At 64.1% G+C, this 21,719-nt stretch carries 20 protein-coding genes; 8 read left to right on the top strand and 12 right to left on the bottom strand.

Features of this window, described 5'->3' with window-relative positions; genetic code table 11:
* Window positions 1-84: 84 nt before the first annotated feature.
* The 4 genes from B7Y64_RS04575 to B7Y64_RS04585 form a co-directional block, all read right to left on the bottom strand.
* Window positions 85-1,044, bottom strand: a complete 960-nt coding sequence (locus tag B7Y64_RS04575; protein WP_024814545.1) for an alpha-E domain-containing protein — start codon at window positions 1,042-1,044, stop codon at window positions 85-87.
* Window positions 1,038-1,184 carry an alpha-E domain-containing protein gene (locus B7Y64_RS18990; protein WP_114655263.1) on the bottom strand — a complete coding sequence of 49 codons (147 nt, stop codon included), beginning with the start codon at window positions 1,182-1,184 and terminating at the stop codon, window positions 1,038-1,040. Before B7Y64_RS18990 ends, B7Y64_RS04575 begins: the two co-directional genes overlap by 7 nt.
* Window positions 1,178-2,641 carry a circularly permuted type 2 ATP-grasp protein gene (locus B7Y64_RS04580; protein WP_291326149.1) on the bottom strand — a complete coding sequence of 488 codons (1,464 nt, stop codon included), beginning with the start codon at window positions 2,639-2,641 and terminating at the stop codon, window positions 1,178-1,180. Before B7Y64_RS04580 ends, B7Y64_RS18990 begins: the two co-directional genes overlap by 7 nt.
* Before the next feature lie 80 nt (window positions 2,642-2,721).
* Window positions 2,722-5,283, bottom strand: coding sequence for a DNA internalization-related competence protein ComEC/Rec2 (locus tag B7Y64_RS04585; RefSeq protein ID WP_291326151.1), 2,562 nt, complete (start codon window positions 5,281-5,283; stop codon window positions 2,722-2,724).
* Window positions 5,284-5,432: 149 nt separating this feature from the next.
* On the opposite strand from B7Y64_RS04585, the gene B7Y64_RS04590 reads away from it, so the two are divergent.
* Window positions 5,433-5,891 (top strand): RidA family protein, encoded by a 459-nt coding sequence (locus B7Y64_RS04590; protein WP_024814542.1) that lies wholly within the window; start codon window positions 5,433-5,435, stop codon window positions 5,889-5,891.
* A 42-nt stretch (window positions 5,892-5,933) separates the two neighbouring features.
* On the opposite strand, the gene B7Y64_RS04595 is transcribed toward B7Y64_RS04590, so the two are convergent.
* From B7Y64_RS04595 to B7Y64_RS04610, 4 genes are all read right to left on the bottom strand, one after another.
* Window positions 5,934-7,721: a methyl-accepting chemotaxis protein gene (locus B7Y64_RS04595; RefSeq protein WP_291326159.1), complete on the bottom strand. Its 1,788-nt coding sequence runs from the start codon at window positions 7,719-7,721 to the stop codon at window positions 5,934-5,936.
* A 142-nt stretch (window positions 7,722-7,863) separates the two neighbouring features.
* On the bottom strand, window positions 7,864-10,218 hold the full coding sequence (parC, locus tag B7Y64_RS04600) for a DNA topoisomerase IV subunit A (protein WP_291328438.1): 2,355 nt from the start codon (window positions 10,216-10,218) through the stop codon (window positions 7,864-7,866).
* The gene (locus B7Y64_RS04605) at window positions 10,215-11,048 is read right to left on the bottom strand and encodes a lytic transglycosylase domain-containing protein (protein ID WP_291328440.1); all 834 of its coding nucleotides are present in this window, start codon (window positions 11,046-11,048) and stop codon (window positions 10,215-10,217) included. The genes parC and B7Y64_RS04605 overlap by 4 nt, the downstream gene beginning before the upstream one ends.
* Window positions 11,049-11,084: 36 nt before the next feature.
* A complete protein-coding gene (locus tag B7Y64_RS04610) occupies window positions 11,085-13,067 on the bottom strand; it encodes a DNA topoisomerase IV subunit B (protein ID WP_291325632.1) in 1,983 nt (660 codons plus the stop codon).
* A 123-nt stretch (window positions 13,068-13,190) separates the two neighbouring features.
* On the opposite strand from B7Y64_RS04610, the gene B7Y64_RS04615 reads away from it, so the two are divergent.
* The 6 genes from B7Y64_RS04615 (at window position 13,191) to B7Y64_RS04640 (ending at window position 18,078) form a co-directional block, all read left to right on the top strand.
* Window positions 13,191-14,408: an MFS transporter gene (locus tag B7Y64_RS04615; protein WP_291328443.1), complete on the top strand. Its 1,218-nt coding sequence runs from the start codon at window positions 13,191-13,193 to the stop codon at window positions 14,406-14,408.
* A gap of 35 nt (window positions 14,409-14,443) precedes the next feature.
* On the top strand, window positions 14,444-14,593 hold the full coding sequence (locus B7Y64_RS04620) for a hypothetical protein (RefSeq protein WP_201740952.1): 150 nt from the start codon (window positions 14,444-14,446) through the stop codon (window positions 14,591-14,593).
* 80 nt (window positions 14,594-14,673) lie between these two features.
* Window positions 14,674-15,225 carry a class I SAM-dependent methyltransferase gene (locus tag B7Y64_RS04625; protein WP_024814536.1) on the top strand — a complete coding sequence of 184 codons (552 nt, stop codon included), beginning with the start codon at window positions 14,674-14,676 and terminating at the stop codon, window positions 15,223-15,225.
* Between the two features lie 34 nt (window positions 15,226-15,259).
* Entirely contained in the window at window positions 15,260-16,156 is an 897-nt protein-coding gene (gene dapA, locus B7Y64_RS04630; RefSeq protein ID WP_291325636.1) for a 4-hydroxy-tetrahydrodipicolinate synthase, read from the top strand.
* 41 nt (window positions 16,157-16,197) lie between these two features.
* Entirely contained in the window at window positions 16,198-17,286 is a 1,089-nt protein-coding gene (gene bamC / locus B7Y64_RS04635; RefSeq protein WP_291325637.1) for an outer membrane protein assembly factor BamC, read from the top strand.
* A gap of 12 nt (window positions 17,287-17,298) precedes the next feature.
* Window positions 17,299-18,078: an MBL fold metallo-hydrolase gene (locus tag B7Y64_RS04640; RefSeq protein WP_291325638.1), complete on the top strand. Its 780-nt coding sequence runs from the start codon at window positions 17,299-17,301 to the stop codon at window positions 18,076-18,078.
* Window positions 18,079-18,224: 146 nt separating this feature from the next.
* On the opposite strand, the gene B7Y64_RS04645 is transcribed toward B7Y64_RS04640, so the two are convergent.
* The 3 genes from B7Y64_RS04645 to B7Y64_RS04655 form a co-directional block, all read right to left on the bottom strand.
* On the bottom strand, window positions 18,225-18,521 hold the full coding sequence (locus tag B7Y64_RS04645; protein ID WP_161555626.1) for a hypothetical protein: 297 nt from the start codon (window positions 18,519-18,521) through the stop codon (window positions 18,225-18,227).
* Window positions 18,522-18,796: 275 nt separating this feature from the next.
* The gene (locus B7Y64_RS04650) at window positions 18,797-19,315 is read right to left on the bottom strand and encodes a hypothetical protein (RefSeq protein WP_291325640.1); all 519 of its coding nucleotides are present in this window, start codon (window positions 19,313-19,315) and stop codon (window positions 18,797-18,799) included.
* On the bottom strand, window positions 19,312-20,451 hold the full coding sequence (locus B7Y64_RS04655; RefSeq protein WP_291325667.1) for a cupin domain-containing protein: 1,140 nt from the start codon (window positions 20,449-20,451) through the stop codon (window positions 19,312-19,314). Before B7Y64_RS04655 ends, B7Y64_RS04650 begins: the two co-directional genes overlap by 4 nt.
* Before the next feature lie 54 nt (window positions 20,452-20,505).
* Here B7Y64_RS04655 and B7Y64_RS04660 point away from each other — a divergent pair, with 54 nt between their 5' ends.
* On the top strand, window positions 20,506-21,030 hold the full coding sequence (locus B7Y64_RS04660; RefSeq protein ID WP_111865348.1) for a peptidylprolyl isomerase: 525 nt from the start codon (window positions 20,506-20,508) through the stop codon (window positions 21,028-21,030).
* 39 nt (window positions 21,031-21,069) lie between these two features.
* On the opposite strand, the gene B7Y64_RS04665 is transcribed toward B7Y64_RS04660, so the two are convergent.
* Window positions 21,070-21,585, bottom strand: a complete 516-nt coding sequence (locus B7Y64_RS04665) for a glycine zipper 2TM domain-containing protein (RefSeq protein ID WP_024814529.1) — start codon at window positions 21,583-21,585, stop codon at window positions 21,070-21,072.
* Window positions 21,586-21,719: the final 134 nt, after the last annotated feature.

Consider the following 21,719-nt stretch of genomic DNA (forward strand, 5'->3'; position numbering starts at 1 on the left):
CAGCGCACACGCACAGCCGTGGGGGCAGCGCGTGCCGACCGGCTGGCGCCCCTCGCCCGGCTTGCCGGCGCACACCCGCCCAGGCTAGTCGCCCGCGGCCACCAGGAAGTCGCGGCTGATGCCGCCACCCAGATCGTTCACGCGGTCGAGAAACTGCGTCAGGTAAGCGTGCAGGCCCGTGGCCAGGATTTCGTCGATACGGCCATATTGCAGATCGGCCAGCAGCCGCCCGGCGCAGCGCTGTGTCTCAGCGGACTGCTCGTTGGCCACCACAGCCAGGTTGTCCACCACCTCGCGCAGGCTGGCGTGCAGCGATCGGGGCATGTCGCGGCGCAGGATCAGCAGGTCGGCCACCCGCCCCGGGGTGATGACGTCGCGGTAGACCTTGCGGTACACCTCGAACGCCGAAACACTGCGCAAGATGGCGCTCCAGTGGTAGAAGTCGTTCTCCTGGTTGCGCTCGCTGGCACGGCCAAAAAAGTCGTTGTTGACGGCGTGAAACTTCACATCCAGCAGGCGCGCCGTGTTGTCGCTGCGTTCCAGAAACGTGCCCAGCCGCAGGAAATGAAAGGCCTCGTCCTGCAGCATGGTGCCCAGCGTGACACCGCGCGACAGGTGCGAGCGGTATTTGACCCACTCAAAAAATTGGGCCGGATCGCGCTCGAAGATGCCACCTTGGAGTTGCCGGGTCAGTTCCAGCCAGGTCTGGTTCTGCGTTTCCCACACTTCGGTGGTCAGCGCACCGCGCACCGCCCGCGCGTTCTCCCGCGCGGCCCGCAGGCACGACAAGATGGACGACGGATTGTCGCCATCGCGCACCATGAATTCGAGCACCTTGGCAGGGGCGACCTCACCGTGCTTTTCGGTATAGGCCGGAATCAGCTCGCTGATCGACAGCAGCCCCAGCCAGCCTTCCTGGGCCATGGCGGCAGACTGCGGCAGCAGCGAGGTCTCGTAGCTCACATTGAGCATGCGTGCGGTGTTCTCTGCCCGCTCGGTGTAGCGTGACATCCAGAACAGATGATCGGCAGTGCGGCTCAGCATGTTTCCTCCCCGGGCAGAGAACCCCGAACGCGCTGCGCGCGCACGCTGTGTTGTGGTGAAAGTCTGCCTTCAGCAGCCTTTTCTGCCCGCTCGGTGTAGCGTGACATCCAGAACAGATGATCGGCAGTGCGGCTCAGCATGTTTTGCCCCCTTCTTGTCCCAATACCCAGGTGTCCTTGGTGCCGCCGCCTTGCGACGAGTTGACGACCAGCGAGCCGTCTTGCAAGGCCACGCGTGTAAGGCCACCCGCCACCATCTGCACCTCCCGGCCGCTCAGCACAAAGGGGCGCAGGTCGATGTGGCGCGGAGCGATTCCGCTTTCCACATAGGTCGGGCAGGTGGACAGGCTGAGCGTGGGCTGGGCGATGTAGCCGGCCGGATTGGCCAGCAGGGCGCGGCGGAAGTCTTCGATTTCTGATTGCGTGGCGGCCGGGCCGATGAGCATGCCGTAGCCGCCGGCGCCGTGCACCTCTTTCACCACCAGTTCAGACAGGTGCGCCAGCACATACTGCAGATCGTCGGGCTTGCGGCACATCCAGGTGGGCACGTTTTTCAGGATTGGCTCTTCACCCAGGTAAAAGCGGATCATCTCGGGCACATAGGGGTACACCGATTTGTCATCGGCCACGCCGGTTCCCACAGCGTTGCAGATGCCCACGTTGCCCGCGCGATAGGCCTCCATGAGGCCCGCGCAACCCAGCGTGGACGTGCGGCGAAACACCTGCGGATCGAGAAAATCATCGTCCACCCGCCGATAGATCACATCCACCCGCTGCAAGCCTCGCGTGGTCCGCATGTAAACAAACCGGTCCTTGACCACCAGGTCCTGCCCTTCCACCAGCTCCACGCCCATCTGCTGCGCAAGAAAGGCGTGCTCAAAATAGGCGCTGTTGTGCATGCCGGGCGTCAGCACCACCACCACCGGCTCTGCCACGGTGGCCGGGGCGCTGGCCCGCAGGGTTTCCAGCAGCATGTCGGGGTAATGCGCCACGGGGGCCACCGCATGCGCGCTGAAAAGCTCAGGAAAAAGCCGCATCATCATCTTGCGGTTTTCCAGCATGTAGGAAACCCCCGAAGGCACACGCAGGTTGTCTTCCAGCACGTAATACACGCCGTTGCCCTGCGCGTCGGCGGCCCGCACGATGTCGATGCCGGCGATGTGTGCATAGACGTCCCGGGGCACCTGCACGCCAGCCATCTCGGGGCGGTATTGGGCGTTGTTCAGCACCAAGTCGGTGGGAACAACGCCCGCACGCAGGATGTCTTGCCCGTGGTAGACGTCATGGATGAAGCGGTTAAGCGCGGTCACCCGCTGTACCAGGCCGCGCTGCATCTGCGCCCATTCGTGGCCGGGGATGATGCGGGGGATCAGATCAAACGGGATCAGCCGCTCGCTGCCGGCGCCGCCTTCGTCCTTGGCGCCATACACCGCAAACGTGATGCCCACGCGCCGAAAGATCATCTCGGCCTCGGCCCGGCGGGCCTGCATCACATCCACGGGCTGGCGCGCGAGCCACTGCCCATAGCGCTTGTAGTGCTCGCGCACATCGCTGCCATCAAAGGGCAGCATGGCGTACATCTCGTCGAATTTTTGCATCAGCGGGCCTCCTGCAATCAGGATAGCAAGTTGCGCGCCCACCGCCAGTGTTGCCCCACAAAAAACAGCGCCCGCACGAACTATGGCGCCATGGTGTGCTGCCAGTAACGCCGCCCGGCATCCCGCTCACACCGCACCTGACGGGGCTGCACCGAGCGCCAGGTGGCGGCGCCACAGCGTGCGGACTCCACCACCTGGATGTCTCGCTCTTGGTAACGCCCCAGCACCTCGGGCGCCGGGTGCCCAAAGCGGTTGCGGTAACCGGCCTGCACCAAAGCGGTACGCGGCTGCACCGCATCCAGAAACGGCGCGCTCGATGAGGTCTTGCTGCCGTGGTGTGGCACCAGCAGCACATCGGCGGCCAGCGGTGCGGCACGGGCCACCAGGGCCTGCTCCTGGGCCTGCTCGATGTCGCCCACCAGCAAGGCCACTGCGGGTGCAGGCCCCAGGGTGGCGATGCGCAGCACGCAGCTGGCGGCATTGGTGCGCACGGCGGGCGCGCTGGCCTTGCCAGCCGCAACGGGCGTGCCCTGGCCCGCCGCCGGGTACAGCACCTCGAAGGCGACGCCATCCCAATCCCAACGCTGCCCCGCCACACAGGGCGTGGCCGGGCGCAGGGCCTGCAATTCATGCTCGGCTTCGATCGAGCCGGTCAAGGCCGCCTGGGGTTGTTGCGCCAGCACGGCGGCCGCGCCGCCGGTGTGGTCAGAATCCCGGTGGCTCAGCATGAGCAGATCCAGCCGCTCCCCCAACGCGCGCAGCAGGGGCACCAACACGCGGTGGCCCGCGTCGCTTTCGCGGCTGAAGCGCGGGCCGGCGTCGTACAACAGTGCATGCGTGGCGGTGCGCACCAGCACGGCATTGCCCTGGCCAATGTCGGCAGCAAGCAGTTCAAATTGCCCCGGCGCAGGCCGCACTGGCTGCCACCACAGCGCGGGCAGCAGCAAGGGCAGCGCCAGCGCGCGCACCGCCCACGGCACACGCATGGCCAGCAGGGCACCCCCCACCACCGCCGCCACACCCGCCCACAACGGCGCCATCGGAACAAACGCCACGGCCTGGGGCCAGGCCGCAAGCCACTGCAAGAACGCGGCAAGGGGTTGCAGGGCCATAGCAGCCAGGCTCCACAACGGTGCCCACAGCACCCCGGCCAGTGCCAGCGGAGTCACCACCAGCGTCACCCACGGTATAGCCAACAGATTGGCCACAAAACCCACCAGAGACACCTGGCCAAACAGCAGCAAGGTCAGTGGGGTGAGCGCCAGTGTCACCACCCACTGCTCCCGTATAAGTGCATAAAAACGGGCTATAACGCTTATTCCATAAGCGCTAGCAGCTATATTATTGCTAGCAAATAACACTGCCACAGCCACAAAACTCAACCAGAATCCCGCCTGCCACAGCGCCCACGGGTCCACCACAACCACCACGGCGCAGGCCAGCAGCCATACCTGTGGCCAAGGCCAGCGGCGCCCACTCAGTTGCAGCGCGGCAATGGTCGCCAGCATCAGCACGGTGCGCTGCGCGGGCACGCCCCAGCCACTGAAGAGCGCATAGGCACCCGCCAGCAAAACACCTGCCACCAGGGCCGCAGAGGGGGCCGGGACGGCCAGGCACAAACGCGGCGAACGGCACCACAGCCGCCGCACCACCAGCGCCGCCAGCCAGGCAAACAGGGTGATATGCAGACCCGAGATGCTCATCAGATGCGCCACGCCGGTGGCGCGAAACACATCCCAGTCGGCGCGGTCAATCGCACGCTGGTCACCCGTCACCAGGGCGGCCACCACGCCAGCGACCCGCACCTGCCCCGCATCCCCTGCTGCAGCACTGCCGGCAAGGCGGGACACGATGGCATCGCGCACCGCTTGGCGCGCACGCTCGACGGGGTGCCGCCAGGTGCTGCCGAGCCGCACCGGCGGCAAGTCGTTGGAACCGGTGCGCACATAGCCCGTGGCCTGCACGCCCTGCTCCCACATCCAGAGCTCGTAGTCGAAACCGTGGGGGTTGCGTGCCCCATGGGGGGCCTTCAGGCGCACCGTCATTTCCCAGCGCTCGCCCGCCCGCAGCGATGGGGGCTGCCGCAATGCATCGGCAGGCTGGGCCATCTCCAGCGCCGCATCGCCATACCACGACACATCCACCAGCGGGGGCAATGTCACCGCAGCGCCTTGCCAAAACGCAGCCTCAACTTCCAGGCGCAAGCGCACGCCCATTTCGTTCACCTGCGGCATGGCAGCGACCACGCCGGTCACCCGCAGGTCACGCCCTTCCAGCCCCGGGGCCAGCGCATGGGAGGCATAGGCACCGGCACGCAGCCCGCACACGGCAAACAAGGCCAGCGCCCCCGCGCAGGCCGCAAAGCCCATGGCCCGCGCACTGCGCCAGCGCCGCTCAGCAGCCAAGGGTGTATGACCCCACCATGCGCGGCGCAGGCTGCTGACCAGCCAGGCCACACCAGCCAAGGCCAGCAGCACGCCATAAACAGGCCCGGGCCAAAGCTGGGGCTGCTGCAACTGCACCGCGGCACCCACCAGGGCCCCCAGCAAGCACGCCGGCAAGCGCCATGCGCCCCCTACGGAACTCTCCTCGTGCGGTTTCGGCGCAGCAGGGCGGAATACGCTGGAGGAAATGGGCGGCATGGGCACATGCTAAACGCAACCCACAGCGCAAAAATGGGCACTTCTCGCACACGCATGTGTAACACTGGCGCCCTCTGCACCGGCATCAGGGCAATGCGCCTGCGCTTGCGCCCCGACCGGTCATGTCTGCCACCCATCCGAGGAAAACCATGAGCGTTTACGACAAGCTGAAAGAACTCCAGATCACCCTGCCCCCGGTTTCCGTGCCGGCGGCTGCCTATGTGCCTTATGTGCAGACCGGCAAGCTGGTGTTTCTGAGCGGCCACATCGCGCGCAAGGACGGCAAGCCTTGGGCCGCCCAGTTTGGCCGCGACATCACCACCGAAGAAGGCAAGGCCGCTGCCCGCGCCGTGGCCATCGACCTGATGGGCACACTGCAAGCCGCCTGCGGGGGCGACCTGAACCGGGTGCAACGCATCGTCAAGGTGATGAGCCTGGTCAACTCCACCGGCGACTTCACCGAGCAGCACCTGGTGACCAACGGCGCCAGCGAGTTGCTGGGCCAGGTATTTGGTGAAAAAGGAGTGCACGCGCGCAGCGCTTTTGGCGTGGCACAGATTCCCATGGGTGCGTGCGTTGAGATCGAATTGATCGCTGAACTCAACTGAAAACTGAGCGCTCAGCGCTCAGCGCCCTTCGGGGTCAGCGACTCAAAAAGTTTCCCAATCGTCGTCCCCACCCTTTGCCACGGCAGTGGCTCGGGGCGCCGGTGCAGCGGGCTTGCGCGGCTCCTCGGCAGAAGGGGCCGGAGCACTGGGCGCGCTGCCCGCACCCGCCAGCCGCTTGGCGGCAGGTTTGCTTGCCACGGCAGGGCGTTGCACCCTGGCAGCGGCTGCAGCCATGCCGGGGGCCGGGGCTGCCACGGCGCGGGCCACCGGGGCCTGTACGCCATAGGCGGCTGCGTTGACCTTGAACACCGACACCATCTGCGCCAGTTGCTCAGCCTGTTCACGCAGGCTTTGTGCTGCGGCTGCGCTTTCCTCGACGAGTGCCGCGTTTTGCTGCGTCATCTGGTCAAGATTGCCCACCGCTTGGTTGACCTGGGAAACGCCTGCACCCTGCTCGGTGGATGCGGCCGTGATTTCGCCAATCATGTCGGTCACGCGCTGAACCGATTGCACGATGTCGGCCATGGTGGAGCCGGCATCCGCCACCAGCCGAGAGCCGGTGTCCACCTTTTCCACCGATGCATTGATCAATTGCTTGATCTCCTTGGCGGCCTCCGCACTGCGCTGGGCCAGGCTGCGCACTTCGCTGGCCACCACCGCAAAACCTCGTCCCTGCTCACCAGCACGGGCTGCCTCGACGGCCGCGTTCAGCGCCAGGATGTTGGTCTGAAATGCAATGCCATCAATGACACCAATGATGTCGGAGATCTTTTTGCTGCTTTGATTGATCTCGTCCATGGTGGCAACCACCTGCGTTACCACCTCACCGCCGCGTCGTGCCACGCCAGTGGCACTGACCGCCAGGCTGCTGGCCTGCTGGGCACTGCCAGCGCTTTGCTGGATGGTGCTGGTGAACTGCTCCATGGCGGCTGCGGTTTGCTGCAGGTTGCTCGATGTCTGCTCGGTGCGCGCGGAAAGATCGTGGTTGCCGGTGGCAATTTCGGCACTGGCGATGGCAATGCTGTCGGTGCTCTGGCGCACCTGGTGCACCACGCGGCCCAGGGCATCGCTCATCGCGTATTGCGATCGCAGCAGATCACCAAACTCGTCGCCACGCGTGACGGTGGCCTGCATGCTCAGGTCGCCCGCTGCAATGCGGGCAGCGAGGTCGTTGGCCTGGGCCAGGGGCTGCTCAATGCTGCGAATGAGGAAATAGGCCCCGCCAATGATCGCCAGCAGCAAGGCGCCCACCGCCACCGCCGCCATTTTCACGGTCAACATGCGTGAAGCCGTCATCTCCGCCAGGGTCGTCTGCGCAGTCTGCTGCTGCATCTGCAGAAAGTCGCCCAACGTCTGCAGATAAGCAGACACCGCAGGGTTGTAGGACTGCTTGACCAGGGCCACGGCCTGCTCTGCCTGGCCATCGGCCTTGAGCTGCCTGGCTTGCGCCCGCAGCTCGGTCATGGTTTTGCGCGCAGCGGCAATTTTGGCCATCTGCGCCCTGTCCTGCTCGGACAAGGCCATGCCTTCCATGGATTTCTGCACTTCGCTGATTTGCGCCGAAGTGGCTGCGATGACGTCCTTGAACTCCAGCTCTACCGCCGGATCGCTGCTGACGATGAGCGCCTGCGTGCGCGCCGCATTGGTCTCGGTCAGGCCAGCCCAGCGGATGGCGGAAGAGACCCGGGCCTCCATCTCTTTGGTCACCGCGTCGGCCTGCGCCTGCACCTTGGCCGACCGGTACCCCGAAAAACCCATTACAGCGATCAGCATGACCACGATAAGGACGACCGCCAGCCACAGCTTGTGGGCAATGCGAAGTTGATTCAGCGTGATTTGTCTCCTGCAGTCCGATAATTCGTAACTGATAGTGCGTGATTTTTCATTTACCTACAAATCCAGGGCATTCCCCCGGGCGTCGCACCTCACCAGGATTTCCGACAGGCGACAAATGCGCCTGCCGACACGGCGGCTATTCGACGCGCGTCACGGATGCCGGTTTGAACCCCAGATCTGCCGCCTTGCCCCTGCGTCCACGGGCTGCGCGGGCGTTGTTGAGCGAGCGGATTTCGAGCGTTTCTTCCCGCAGCTTGCCGCCCCGGCCTACGCCCTCGATGCGGATGCTGCGCGTGTAGGCAACGGCACCCGCCAGCTGATCTTTGGGCTCCAGGTCGATCAGCATCAGGCCACGGCCACCGTTGGCCATGGTCTTGAGTTCGCTGATCTCGAACGTCAGGATGCGCCCCCCCGCCGAGGCACAGGCCACATGCGTGGCGGCAGGTAGCGGCTGACCGCCGGTGCTGCCCGCCGCGTGCGAAGGCGGGCAAACCGTTTCGCCATCACCCAGTGTCAGGAAGGATTTACCCCCCCTCTGGCGCGAGACCAGGTTTTCCACGCTGGCCAAGAATCCATAGCCACCTGAGTTTGACAGCAGCAACACGGCGCTTGCCGGGCCGGCAAAGTAGTGCAGCAGCTGCGTGCCCGATTCCAGCTCGATCAGGGTGGTGACAGGCTGTCCGTCGCCACGCCCACCGGGCAACAGGGCCACCGGCACCGAATACACGCGGCCATTGCTGCCAAACGCGATGAGCTGGTCCACGGTGCGGCATTCAAACGTGGCATACAGCCCGTCGCCCGCCTTGAAGGCAAAACTGGCCGCCTCGTGGCCATGGCCATTGCGCGCACGCACCCAGCCTTTTTGTGAAACGACCACCGTGACGGGCTCGTCCACCACCTTGACCTCGGCCACGGCTTTTTTCTCGGCCTGGATCAGGGTGCGGCGTGGGTCGGCAAAGGTCTTGGCATCGGCTTCGATCTCCTTGACCATGGTGCGGCGCAGCGAGCCGGGGTTGTTCAGGATGTCTTCGAGCTTGCCCTGGCTTTCGCGCAGCTCTTTCAGCTCCTGCTCGATCTTGATGGCTTCCAGCCGCGCCAGCTGGCGCAGGCGGATTTCGAGGATGTCTTCGGCCTGGCGGTCGCTCAGGGCAAAGCGCGCAATCAGTGCGGCCTTGGGATCGTCCGCCTGTCGGATGATGGCAATCACCTCGTCGATGTTGAGCAGCACGGTCTGCCGCCCTTCGAGGATGTGAATGCGGTCCAGCACCTTGGTCAGCCGGTGCTGCGTGCGGCGGGTGATGGTGCCCTGGCGGAAGGCGATCCACTCTTCCAGCATCAGCCGCATGGACTTCTGCACGGGCTTGCCATCCAGCCCCACCATGGTGAGGTTGATGGGTGCCGAGGTTTCGAGGCTGGTGTGGGCCAAAAGCGCCGTGATCAGCTCTTGCTGTGGGGTCTTGCCGGTCTTGGGCTCGAACACCAGGCGCACAGGCGCGTCCTTGCTGGACTCGTCGCGCACCACGTCCAGCACGGCCAGGATGCTGGCCTTGAGCTGTGTCTGGTCCTGGCTCAGCGCCTTTTTGCCGGCCTTGACCTTGGGGTTGGTGATTTCTTCGATTTCTTCGAGCACGCGCTGCGTGCTCACGCCGGGCGGGAGCTCGTTGACCACAAGCTGCCACTGGCCACGGGCCAGTTCTTCGATCTTCCAGCGCGCACGCACCTTCAGGCTGCCACGGCCCGTGCGGTACGCGTCGGCAATATCGCCCGCGCTGCTGATGATCTGGCCGCCACCGGGGTAGTCCGGGCCGGGCACCAACGCCAGCAGGTCTTCGGCGCTGAGCGAGGGCGTCTTGATGAGCGCAATGCAGGCGTCGGCAATCTCGCGCAGGTTGTGGCTGGGTATCTCGGTGGCCAGGCCTACGGCAATGCCGCTGGCGCCGTTGAGCAGCGCAAACGGCAGGCGTGCGGGCAGCTGGCGGGGTTCCTCCGTGCTGCCGTCGTAGTTGGGCATGAAATCGACCGTGCCTTCATCGATCTCGTCGAGCAGCAGGCTGGTGATGCGCGACAGGCGCGCCTCGGTATAGCGCATGGCCGCAGCGCCATCGCCGTCACGGCTGCCGAAGTTGCCCTGGCCGTCAATCAGCGGGTACCGCTGGGCAAAGTCCTGCGCCATGCGCACCAGCGCGTCGTAGGCCGACTGGTCGCCGTGCGGGTGAAAACGGCCCAGCACATCGCCCACCACGCGGGCACTCTTGACGGGCTTGGCCGCCGTGCTGCGCGTGGGGCCGCTGTAGCCCAGGCTCATGCGGTCCATCGAATACAAAATGCGCCGCTGCACGGGCTTGAGGCCATCGCACACGTCGGGCAATGCACGGCCCTTGACGACCGACAAAGCATATTCAAGATAGGCGCGCTGGGCATAACCGGCCAGATCCAGGGAGTCGCCCCCGTCGCCGGCGGTAGTGAAATCGAGAGTGGGTTGGTCGCTCATTCGTTCGGGTTCGGTTCAGTCACGTTCTGTGGCGGGGCCACACGCGTGGCGGGCAGATTGCCCCGGTTCAAGGCGCCGCCCGATAGCTCCATGCGCACACGGCCGGGGCCCGCACGCTGCGCCAGCACAGGCGCTGGCGGCTTGAGCTGGGCATACAGGCCGAGCACGGTGCGCACATAGTTCTGGGTTTCCTTGTAGGCCGGGATCCGGTTACCCGCCCTTTGCACCGCGCCCTCGCCTGCGTTGTAGGCAGCCAGGGCCAGGTCCAGACGGCCGGGAAACAGATCGAGCAGATAGCGCAGGTAGCGGGTGCCGGCAGACACATTCAAGGCCGGGTCCAACAGCTTCTGCGCCACCGTCCGGCGGGTGTCCGCCGCCACGCCAAACCGCCCTGCCGTCGCAGGCATGACCTGCATCAGGCCGATAGCTCCTTTGGGTGACACGGCACCAGCGTCAAATCCCGATTCGGCGGCAATCAGGGCCTGCAGCAACTCGTAGTCCACCCCCTGGCGGCTGGCCGAGGCCCGCAAATGGTGCTTGACGCGCTTGTAATCGGGCGAAATGTCAAAAAATGCCAGCAAGCGCGCCGCGGGAGGTTGCGCCTGCCCAGGGCGCTGATCGCTTGCAGGCGCATCGCGCGAGGAGTCGAATTGCGTTCCGCGGAAAAACAGCTCGTAGCGCGCATCCACCTGCTCTGCGGCAAAGTGGGTCACACCACGCGGGTCCACAAAGGCCCACAGGTCGGCATGCGCTGACTGCTGCGCTATCAATAGCAGCAAAGGCACAGCCAGAAAGCGCAAGAGGCCTAAAAGGCGATGAATGGTGAGCATGTGAAACACCGGCAAGGGGCGGTCAGGCATCTGAGGTCAGATGTCCACTTCCACCGCGTCGCCATGCAGCTCCATCAACTCGCGCCGGGATGCCGCCTCGCCCTTGCCCATGAGCTTGGTGATGAGCACCTCGGTGGCGGCAAAGTCGGTGCCGCCCAACTGCACGGGCAACAGGCGCCGGGTGTCGGGGTTGAGCGTGGTCTCCCACAGCTGCTCGGCGTTCATCTCGCCCAGGCCCTTGAAGCGGCTGATCTGGCATTTTTCGCGCGGCACGCCGTCTTTCGCGCACTTGTCGAGGATGGCGGTGAGCTCGCCCTCATCCAGCGCATACATCTTGGCCGCAGGCTTCTTGCCGCGCGCGGGCACGTCCACCCGGAACAGCGGCGGGCGCGCCACATAGATGTGGCCGGTCTCGATGAGCTTGGGGAAGTGGCGAAAAAACAGCGTGAGCAGCAGCACCTGGATGTGGGAGCCGTCCACGTCCGCATCACTCAGGATGCAGACCTTGCCATAGCGCAGGCCCGACAGGTCGGGTGAGTCGTTGGGGCCGTGCGGGTCCACCCCCATGGCCACCGAAATGTCGTGGATTTCGTTGTTGGCAAACAGCCGGTCGCGGTCTACCTCCCAGGTGTTGAGCACCTTGCCGCGCAGGGGCAGCACTGCCTGGTTCTCCTTGTCACGGCCCATCTTGGCGCTGCCACCGGCCGAATCGCCCTCGACAAGGAACACTTCGTTGTAGGCGATGTCGCGGCTTTCGCAATCGGTGAGCTTGCCGGGCAGCACAGCCACGCCCGAGCCCTTGCGCTTTTCGACCTTCTGGCCGGCCTTCTGGCGCGTCTGTGCGGCCCTGATGGCCAGTTCGGCCAGCTTCTTGCCGTAGTCCACATGCTGGTTGAGCCAGAGCTCGAGCGCCGGGCGCACGAAGCCGCTGACCAGCCGCACCGCGTCGCGCGAGTTCAGGCGTTCCTTGATCTGGCCCTGGAACTGCGGGTCGAGCACCTTGGCTGAGAGCACATAGCTGGCGCGCGCAAACACGTCTTCGGGCATCAGCTTCACGCCCTTGGGCAGAAGCGAATGCAGCTCGATGAAGCTCTTGACGGCGTTGAACAGGCCATCGCGCAGGCCGCTTTCGTGCGTGCCGCCCGCGCTGGTGGGGATCAGGTTGACATAGCTTTCGCGCACGGGCTGCCCGTCTTCGGTGAAGGCCACACACCACGAGGCGCCCTCGCCTTCGGCAAAGCTGTCGTTGCTGCTGTCGGCAAAGCCCTCGCCTTCAAACAGCGGTATCACCGGGTCGCCGTTGAGCGTTTGCTGCAGGTAGTCGCGCAAGCCGCCCTTGTATTGCCAGGTCTGGGTGTCGCGTGTTTTTTCGTTGATCAGCGAGACCGACACGCCCGGCATCAGCACCGCCTTGCTGCGCAGCAGGTGGGTGAGGTCGCCCAGCGGCAAGGCGCTCGATTCGAAGTATTTGGCGTCGGGCCAAACGCGCACCGTGGTGCCCTGCTTGCGCTCACCGGCCTCCAGGGGGCGCGCCACCAGGGGCTCGATCACATCGCCCGCCGAGAACACCAACCGGGCCGATTGCCCCTCGCGGTAGCTGGTGGCTTCCAGCCGGGTGGCCAGCGCGTTGGTCACGCTCACGCCCACACCGTGCAGGCCGCCCGAGAAGCTGTAGGCCCCGCCCTTGCCCTTGTCGAACTTGCCGCCCGCGTGCAGACGGGTGAACACCAGTTCGATCACCGGGGCCTTTTCCTCGGGGTGCAGGCCGAAGGGAATGCCGCGCCCGTCGTCTTCGATACTGACCGAGCCGTCGGCATGGAGCGTGACCTTTATTTTCTTGCCGTAGCCCGCCAGTGCCTCGTCGGCGGCGTTGTCCAGCACTTCCTGAATGACGTGCAGCGGGTTGTCGGTGCGGGTGTACATGCCCGGGCGCTGCTTGACGGGCTCCAGGCCCTTGAGCACACGGATGGAACCCTCGGAATATTCGCTGGCGGACACTGATGACGGTTTGGCAGACATGGGGCGGATTGTAGTGCCGCAGCGCTGTTGGGACTGGATAAATACCCAGCCTGCAGCACGATGGCGCGCCGCGCGTCGTGCAGGCGTCAGGCAAATGCACGCCGGATTGGCTACATTCCTTGCATGCACACGAATCCCCAAAAATTGTCCATGTTCCAGGTGCTGGCGTGCGGTGCCGCCATCGTGACCTTGTCCATGGGCATCCGCCACGGCTTCGGGCTGTGGTTGCAACCCATCACCCAGGAGATGGGCTGGACACGCCAGTCGTTTGCCCTGGCGATTGCCATCCAGAACCTCTCGTGGGGCGTGATCGGCATTTTTGTCGGCATGGTGGCCGACCGGTTTGGCGCGTTTCGCGTGCTGATAGGCGGCGCAGTGCTCTATGGCCTGGGGCTGGCTGGCATGGCGCTGTCACCTACGCCCACCCTGTTTGCACTCACGGCGGGTGTGCTGATTGGCGCGGCCCAGGCCGGAACCACCTATGCCGTGATCTACGGCGTGCTGGGCCGACAGATTGCGCCCGAACGACGCTCGTGGGCTATGGGTGTGGCGGCGGCGGCCGGCTCGTTTGGCCAGTTTCTGATGGTGCCGGTAGAGGGCTGGCTGATCAGCAGTTTGGGCTGGCAACAGGCGCTGCTGGCGCTGTCGCTGATGGTGCTGCTGATTGTTCCGCTGGCCTTCGGACTGCGCGAGCCCGGGTTCCACGCATCCACCCCCGCCCGGCGCGACCAGACCATTGTGCAGGCATTGGGTGAGGCGTTTCGCTACCCCAGCTTTCTGCTGCTGACGGCGGGGTATTTTGTGTGCGGGTTCCAGGTGGTGTTCATTGGCGTGCACATGCCCAGCTACCTGCGCGACCACGGGCTCTCGCCCCAGGTGGCCAGCTATGCGCTGGCACTGATCGGGCTGTTCAACGTGTTTGGCACCTACATTGCGGGCACGCTGGGTCAGCGCATGCCCAAGCGCAACATCCTTGCCTTCATCTACTTTGCGCGGGCCGTGGTGATTTCGATTTTTCTGCTGGTACCGCTTTCGCCGCTGTCGGTGTACGTGTTTTCTGCCGTCATGGGGGCGCTGTGGCTGTCCACCGTGCCCCCCACCAACGCCATGATTGCGCAGATCTTTGGCGTGCAGCACCTGTCGATGCTGGGCGGTTTTGTCTTCTTCAGCCACCAGGTGGGCAGCTTCATGGGGGTGTGGCTGGGCGGCTATCTGTATGACCGCACGGGCAGCTACGATGTGGTGTGGTACAGCGCGATCGGGCTCGGTATTTTTGCGGGGCTGGTGAATCTGCCCGTCAAGGAAGCCCCCATCCAGCGCGGCACGCCACAGCCCGCCTGAAAAACGACCAGTAACCCAACACCCTTGACGGCCCCATGCACATCCCCACACCGCGCCTCACATCCCGCTTTGCCCGGCTGCTGGGCTGGGTGGCCGCCTTGCTGATCTTGCTGGCGGTGTTTGCGATGTACACCGTGCCGGGGTTCATGGTCATGCTGGCAGACCAGATGTGGGCATGTTTTTGATATTTTTAAGCCTTTTTAGCCTCTAGAGCTTATACAGCAAGCGCTAGCAGCTACTATTTTTATAGCGATTATTCTCCTCAATGCACGGTACTGAAGCACCATCCGACTGGGTTCGCCGCTGGTCAACCCTGGCGCCGCCAGGCAGCACCGCGCTGGACGTGGCCTGTGGCGCGGGCAGGCACCTGCGCTGGATGCACCAGCACGGCCACCCCACCGTGGGCGTAGACCGCTCGGCCGATGCCGTGGCGGCGTGCGCGGCCTGGGGTGAAATTCACTGTGCCGACATTGAAGACGGCCCCTGGCCTTTCGCTGGCCGACAGTTTGGCGCGGTGATCGTCACCAACTACCTCTGGCGCCCGCTGCTGCCCCTTCTGGTGGACAGCGTGGCCCCTGGCGGTGTGCTGATTTATGAAACCTTTGCAAGCGGCAATGAAACCGTTGGACGCCCTGCGCGGGCCGATTTTTTGCTGCAACCCGGCGAGTTGCTTGCCGCCTGTGCGACCCTTCGCACCGTTGCGTACGAAGACGGCTTTGTGGACGCGCCCGCACGTTTCGTGCAGCGCATTGCGGCCGTGCGCGAAACCGCGCACCCACGCCAGCCCGTTCGATACCGTCTGGACCTTCCGGTCTAGTTAGAATGCCCTTTTACCGTTTTCACTTGCGGACATGACCTCTTCTTCCGTCCCCCTTACCGGCAGCATCGTCGCCCTCGTCACCCCCATGCACGAGGACGGTAGCGTGGACTACCCCGCCCTGCGCAAACTGATCGACTGGCACATTGCCGAAGGCACCGACTGCATCGGCGTGGTGGGCACAACGGGCGAATCGCCCACGGTCAACGTCGAAGAGCATTGCGAGATCATCCGCGTGTCCGTGGAGCAGGCCGCCAAGCGCGTGCCCATCATGGCCGGCTGTGGCGCCAACTCCACGGCAGAGGCGATCGAGCTGGCCAAGTTTGCCCGCGGCGTAGGGGCCGACAGCCAGCTGCAGGTCGTGCCCTACTACAACAAGCCCACGCAAGAGGGCCAGTACCAGCACTTCAAGGCAATTGCCGAGGCCACGGGCGACCTGCCCATGGTGCTCTACAACGTGCCTGGCCGCTCGGTGGCAGACATGCTGCACGACACCGTGCTGCGCCTGGCGCAGGTGCCCGGCATCATCGGTATCAAAGAGGCCACCGGCAACATCGAGCGCGCCCAGTGGCTGATCCGCGATTTGCCCAAGGACTTCGCCGTGTATTCGGGCGATGACCCCACCGCCGTGGCCCTGATGCTCTGCGGTGGTCACGGCAACATCAGCGTGACCGCCAACGTGGCACCCCGCCTGATGCACGAACTGTGTGTTGCGGCGCTTGCCGGAAATGTGCGGCGCGCCATGGACATCCAGTTCCAGCTGATGCCGGTGCACAAAAACCTGTTCATTGAAGCCAACCCGATTCCCGTCAAGTGGGCCATGGCCCGTATGGGTCTGTGCGCAGGCACCATGCGCCTGCCCATGACACCCCTGAGCCAGGGCCACGAAGCCACCGTGGAAGCAGCCCTGCGCGCCAGCGGCCTGCTTTAACCCGACCGCCCTGACACCCGAGACACTCTGAGGATTTCCGCGTGAATCACACTGCACGATTGGGCCTGCTGGGCCTTGCCATGGCGCTTTCCGCCTGCTCCGTTCTGGAAAACGACAAGATCGACTACAAAAGCGCCACCCAGGGGGCCACACTGGAGGTGCCCCCCGACCTGACGCAACTGTCCCGAGAAAACCGCTATGCGGTACCCGGCAGCGCGGTATCTGCCGCAGCCTACCAGGCTGGCCAGAACACCAAATCGTCTGCCACCTCCGGAGCAGCAGCCACGAAAATCGGCGATGTCCGCATCGAACGCAACGGCGCCCAGCGCTGGCTGGTGATCGACCGACCGGCCGACCAGTTGTGGGACCCGGTGCGGGAGTACTGGCTGGAGAACGGTTTCAACCTGGTTGTCGACCAGGCTGACCTGGGCATTCTGGAGACCGACTGGGCGGAAAATCGCGCCAAGCTGCCGCAGGACGTGATTCGCGCCACCCTCGGCAAGGTTTTTGATTCGCTGTATTCCACGGGCGAGCGCGACAAGTTCCGCACGCGCCTGGAGCGCAATGCCGCCGGCGGCACCGAGATTTACGTCACCCACCGCGGCATGGTGGAGGTTTACACCAGCACGTCCAAGGACAGCACCGTCTGGCAGCCCCGCGCCGCCGACCCCGAACTCGAAACCGAATTCCTGCGCCGTCTGATGGTCAAGCTCGGTGTGCCCCAAGAGCAATCCCAGGCCGTGGTGGCAGCGCCGGCCTTGAAGGCCGCGAGCGTGCGCATGACCTCGGTCAACAACGTCCCGGTCGTGCAGATGGACGAAGGTTTTGATCGCGCGTGGCGCCGTGTGGGCCTGGCCCTTGACCGCACGGGCTTCACCGTCGAAGACCGCAACCGCAATGACGGCCTGTATTTTGTGCGTTACGTGGCGCCCGGAACCGACAAGAAGGAGCCAGGCTTCTTCAGCAAGCTGCTGGGCGGATCTGCCGCCACTCCCCCGCTGAAGTACCGTGTGGTGGTGCGCAGCCAGGGGGAAGCCACCACGGTTTCCGTGCTGAATGAGGCCGGTGCGCCCGAATCGTCTGCCAACGCCGAACGTATCCTGCGCGTGCTGGCAGACGACCTGAAATAAGCACGCCTGCCGATGCTGCGCTTTCGCAGCTTGGGCAGCGGCAGCTCAGGCAACGCCACCGTGGTGGAAGCGGGCGACGGATTGCAGGTGCGCCGCCTGTTGGTGGACTGCGGCTTCGGCATCCGGCAACTTGCCACCCGGCTGGGTGCGGCAGGGTTGGGCATCGACCAGATCGATGCCATTTTCATCACGCATGAACACGCAGACCATGTCGGCTGTGCCCATACCGTGGCAATGCGGCACCGCATTCCCGTCTTTATGAGCCGCGGCACCCATGTGGCGATAGGTGCGCCAGATTTTGACGGGCTGCTGCAGATGGCCCACGACATGGTTCCCATCGATCTCGGCACGGTGTGCGCAGTGCCCTTTACCGTGCCGCACGATGCGCGGGAACCGCTGCAATTGCGCTGCACCGATGGCGCTTCTCACCTTGGCCTGCTTACCGACCTGGGCCACGCGAGCCCCCATGTGCTGCAGCAATTGCAGGGTTGCCACGCGCTGCTGCTGGAGGCCAACCACGACCCGGACATGCTCGCAGCATCCGGCTATCCCGCTTTTCTGAAGCGACGCATTGCGGGTGTGCATGGGCATCTGGCCAACCACGACGCTGCCGGCATCCTGGCGGCCGTTCGGCACACGGGTCTGAATCGCGTGGTCGCGGCACACCTCAGCGCGCAGAACAACCAGCCCCGGCTGGCGCAGCAAGCGCTGGCACACTCCATGGGTTGGCCCGCTGACGCTGTGGACATTGCCTCGGCCACCGCAGGTACGGACTGGATCAACGTGGTGTAGTCGCCGCAACTACGCAGCGCATCCCCTTGGCAAAAGACTCAGCGGCAAATTGCCGCGCAAGAGCTACCCAGCCTCTGCAGTCATCGCAACACAATGGGCAGCAACAAAAAAGCCCCGCACCTGTGAACAGGTCGGGGCCCTTGGTTTCAGAGGCTCCAGCAAGGCTGGCAGGCCCTGAAATCCGTGCCGGCTTTACTTCGCAGCGGAAGCAGCGCTGGTAGCAGCCGTTGCAGCAGCGTCCACAGCAGCCTTGGCATCGGTTGCAGCGGTTGCAGCAGCGTCAACGGCGGTCTGTGCGCCAGTTGCGGCAGTTGCAGCAGCATCGGCAGCAGCCTTGGCGGAGTCTGCAGCAGAAGCAGCGGCTTCGGCAGCAGGCGCAGCAGCGTCAGAAGCAGGCGCAGCGGCGGCAGGTGCCTCCACGGGAGCTGGCGCAGGAGCAGCAACAGGCTCTTCCTTCTTGCCACAAGCGGCGAGGGCAGCAGCAGCGATCAGGGTAGCCAGAACGAGCGATTTCTTCATTTCAATTTTCCTAGTTGGACAGACAAAAAACCGGAGTAGCCACCACGACCAGACTGTGCAGCCGTTGACGCGTTGGCCGAATGCATGGGCGTGCGTTTCTGCGCAATCGACAATTATATTGGGATTTCGTCAATCCCGAATAACGCTGAATTCCCACATGAAACGCAATTCATTTTTCATGCATTGAGCACTATCAACGTTACAACCCCAATGTGGTTGACGGGAATCCGGATGAACTTTTGCTTCGCAACCATTCATTGAGTGATTCCCGCAATAAAACGCGGCGTTCCGGCTCAAAGCCGGCAACCCCCACACAGCGTACGGGATCGAGGCGGTGCATCACCCAGGCTGGCGACCAAAAGGCACTGGGGAGGTCAAGCGGGTCTGCCGAAGGGCTGCGCCGACAGCTGATGATGTGATCCCATGTGCCGCGCCAGCGCACAAAACGCGGATGCCGCCGTATCACCTCGTCAAACGTGCAAGCCAGCATGGTGAACCGACGGCCACTGTGGGCCCACTGCTGCAACGACTCGATGACAGCAAGCTCTCCCAGCGGCCAGTCATAAAAGTTGGAATCACTCACAATAATCTCTGACCATCCGTCACGCGCCGCTGTGGCCAACCCATCACGCACAAGCTGCATGAACGCCTCGCGACCAGTGAACCGCCCAGAAGGCAAATCAGGCAATGAAGGGGCTGGGGTTACCGCATCGGTCATGGGGTTTCCTGTGGGTCTTTGCAGGCATGGGCCCAGCCAGCGTCGCACCAGGCAGACAGCAGTTCCAGGGCATCGTCAGTGGCACGCGCCAGATCACGGCTGTTCAAGCGGCGTTGATCCGCCAGGCGCCGCATCAACGTGGCGTCGCGGCCTGCCGCGCGATAGCTGTCGCCATTGATGAACACGTGGTGCGCGTCGTACATCATGCGGGTACGCCGGTCCAGTGCCAAACCCTCCAGCATCACACCTGCGTCATTCGGCTCAAACCATACGCTGGGCTTAGGCTCGGTCAGGTACTCACCCAGCGCGCGTTCGAGCACCAGGGGCTCGCTCAATGCGCGTTTCAATGCATCCCGGGCAAATTCGTGCAACCGCTCGGGAATGGCAGCGGGCTGCTCCACGGCATCCTGGCCCGCATCGCGGTACAAAACCGGGACAGCTTCCTCGTCCGCATCTTCTGCCACCCGCAGCAGAAGCTCATTGGCCAGTTCGGCACGTGCCGGAACCCGAAAACCGATCGAGTAGGTCATGCACTCCCCTTCGGCGATACCGTCGTGGGCATATCCGGGCGGAAGGTACAGCATGTCCCCGGGCTCGAGCACATACTCTTGCTCGGGTTCGAACTGCGCCAGCACTTTCAGCGGAATATCGTCCCGCAGGCTCAGGTTTTTTTGGCGACCAATGCGCCAGCAGCGGCGACCATGGGCCTGCAGCAGAAATACATCGTAGCTATCAAAATGCGGGCCGACGCCTCCGCCATCACTGGCATAGCTAATCATGAGGTCATCAAGGCGCGCATCCGGAACAAAACGGAATTGCTGCATGAGGGCGTGCACCTGGTCGTTGTGCAGATCCACACCCTGTACCAGCAGCGTCCAGTTGGGCTGCTGGAGGGCAGGCAATGACCGGCGTGAAAACGGGCCGTGGCGCAACTTCCAGACATCCTTGACCTGCTGCACCAGCCGGGACTCCACGCCCTCCTGCGCAGCCAGCGCAAACAGCTCGGACCGCAACACCGGCGGTGTGAATTGCGCGATGGCCTGGCGCACCAGCAAAGGCTTTTTTTGCCAGTGCCGACGCATGAATTGCGCGGGGCTCAGGCCGCCGAGCAGGGAGAGGGGTTGCTGGATATCCATGAGAACCTGTCCGCCCATTTACAGGGCCGTTGATCAAACTGCGACAATTCTCCTATGGAAATTACCCAACAATGCGTGGTCGCTCTGACCTGGACCCTTAAAGACACCCTGGGCGAAGAACTGGACGTGCTCGACGACCCGGTGGAATTCCTGGTGGGCGGCGAAGACCTGCTGCACCGCATCGAGGAAGCACTGCAAGGCCATGGCCCAGGTGCAACGCTGGCGCTACACCTGGAACCCGAGGATGCTTTTGGCGACTTCAACGACCAACTGCTTTTTTTGGAGCCCCGCGAACTGTTCCCGCCTGAGATTGAGGAGGGCATGACGTTTGATGGGAGCGCACTGCCCGAGGGCGTCAACCCCACTGCGCCCCGCAGCGGTCTTTACACCGTGACAGAAATCTACCCAGAGCATCTGGTGCTGGACGGTAACCATCCACTTGCCGGAATCGCCTTGCGATTGCAACTCACGGTGCAAGGCGTTCGCGAAGCCACAGAGGAAGAAATCGGCAAAGGCACGGCGGGTACGGGCTTTTTTCGCATACAGCCCCAGGCACCAGGCAACTCGCTGCTGCACTGAAATGGCGGCCCTTGCGGGCCACCACGTCGCGCTGGCTGCTTACTGGCGGGAAATCTGACCGTTGTACAAACGCACCCGGTCGCCCGTACGCAGGTCGCCCGGATTGCTTACGTCGTAAGAGCGATAGCCGCCCTGGTCAAGCTGAATCGAAATGCGATAGCCCTGCACCTCGCCGCCGCTGTTGTTGTTGCGCCCTTCGATGGCATTGCCTGCAAGCGCTCCGCCAATGACACCCACGGCAGTTGCGGCAGTGCGGCCCGATCCGCCACCCACCTGGTTGCCCAATACTCCACCCACCACGGCACCCAGGACTGCGCCTGCACCGGTAGTTTGCCCCTGGCTGCGACCCTGCAACACCTCAATATTGGCAACACGGCCGTATTCCGTGCCCATGGCATTGTTCGAATAAACCGGTGCATTGCTTTGGTAGCCACCTGACGTGTAACCGCCCGATGGATACTGGCTCGGATAGGTCTGCTGTGGCGCACATGCGGCCAAGGCTCCGAGCATAAAGACAGAGCCCACCAAGGTGGCGGTACGTGTGATCTGGCGCATATCAGTTCTCCTTGAAATATCTCGATGAGGGCAGCGTCCTGGCGAAGCCATTCACCACCCGATGCAAAACGATTGGAGCATGGGCCCGAGACACCCTTGGGCGGCAAAGCACGACCGTACAGGTCGGCATTGGG

Source organism: Acidovorax sp. 35-64-16 (assembly GCF_002281195.1).
Classification (GTDB): Bacteria; Pseudomonadota; Gammaproteobacteria; order Burkholderiales; family Burkholderiaceae_C; genus Acidovorax; species Acidovorax defluvii.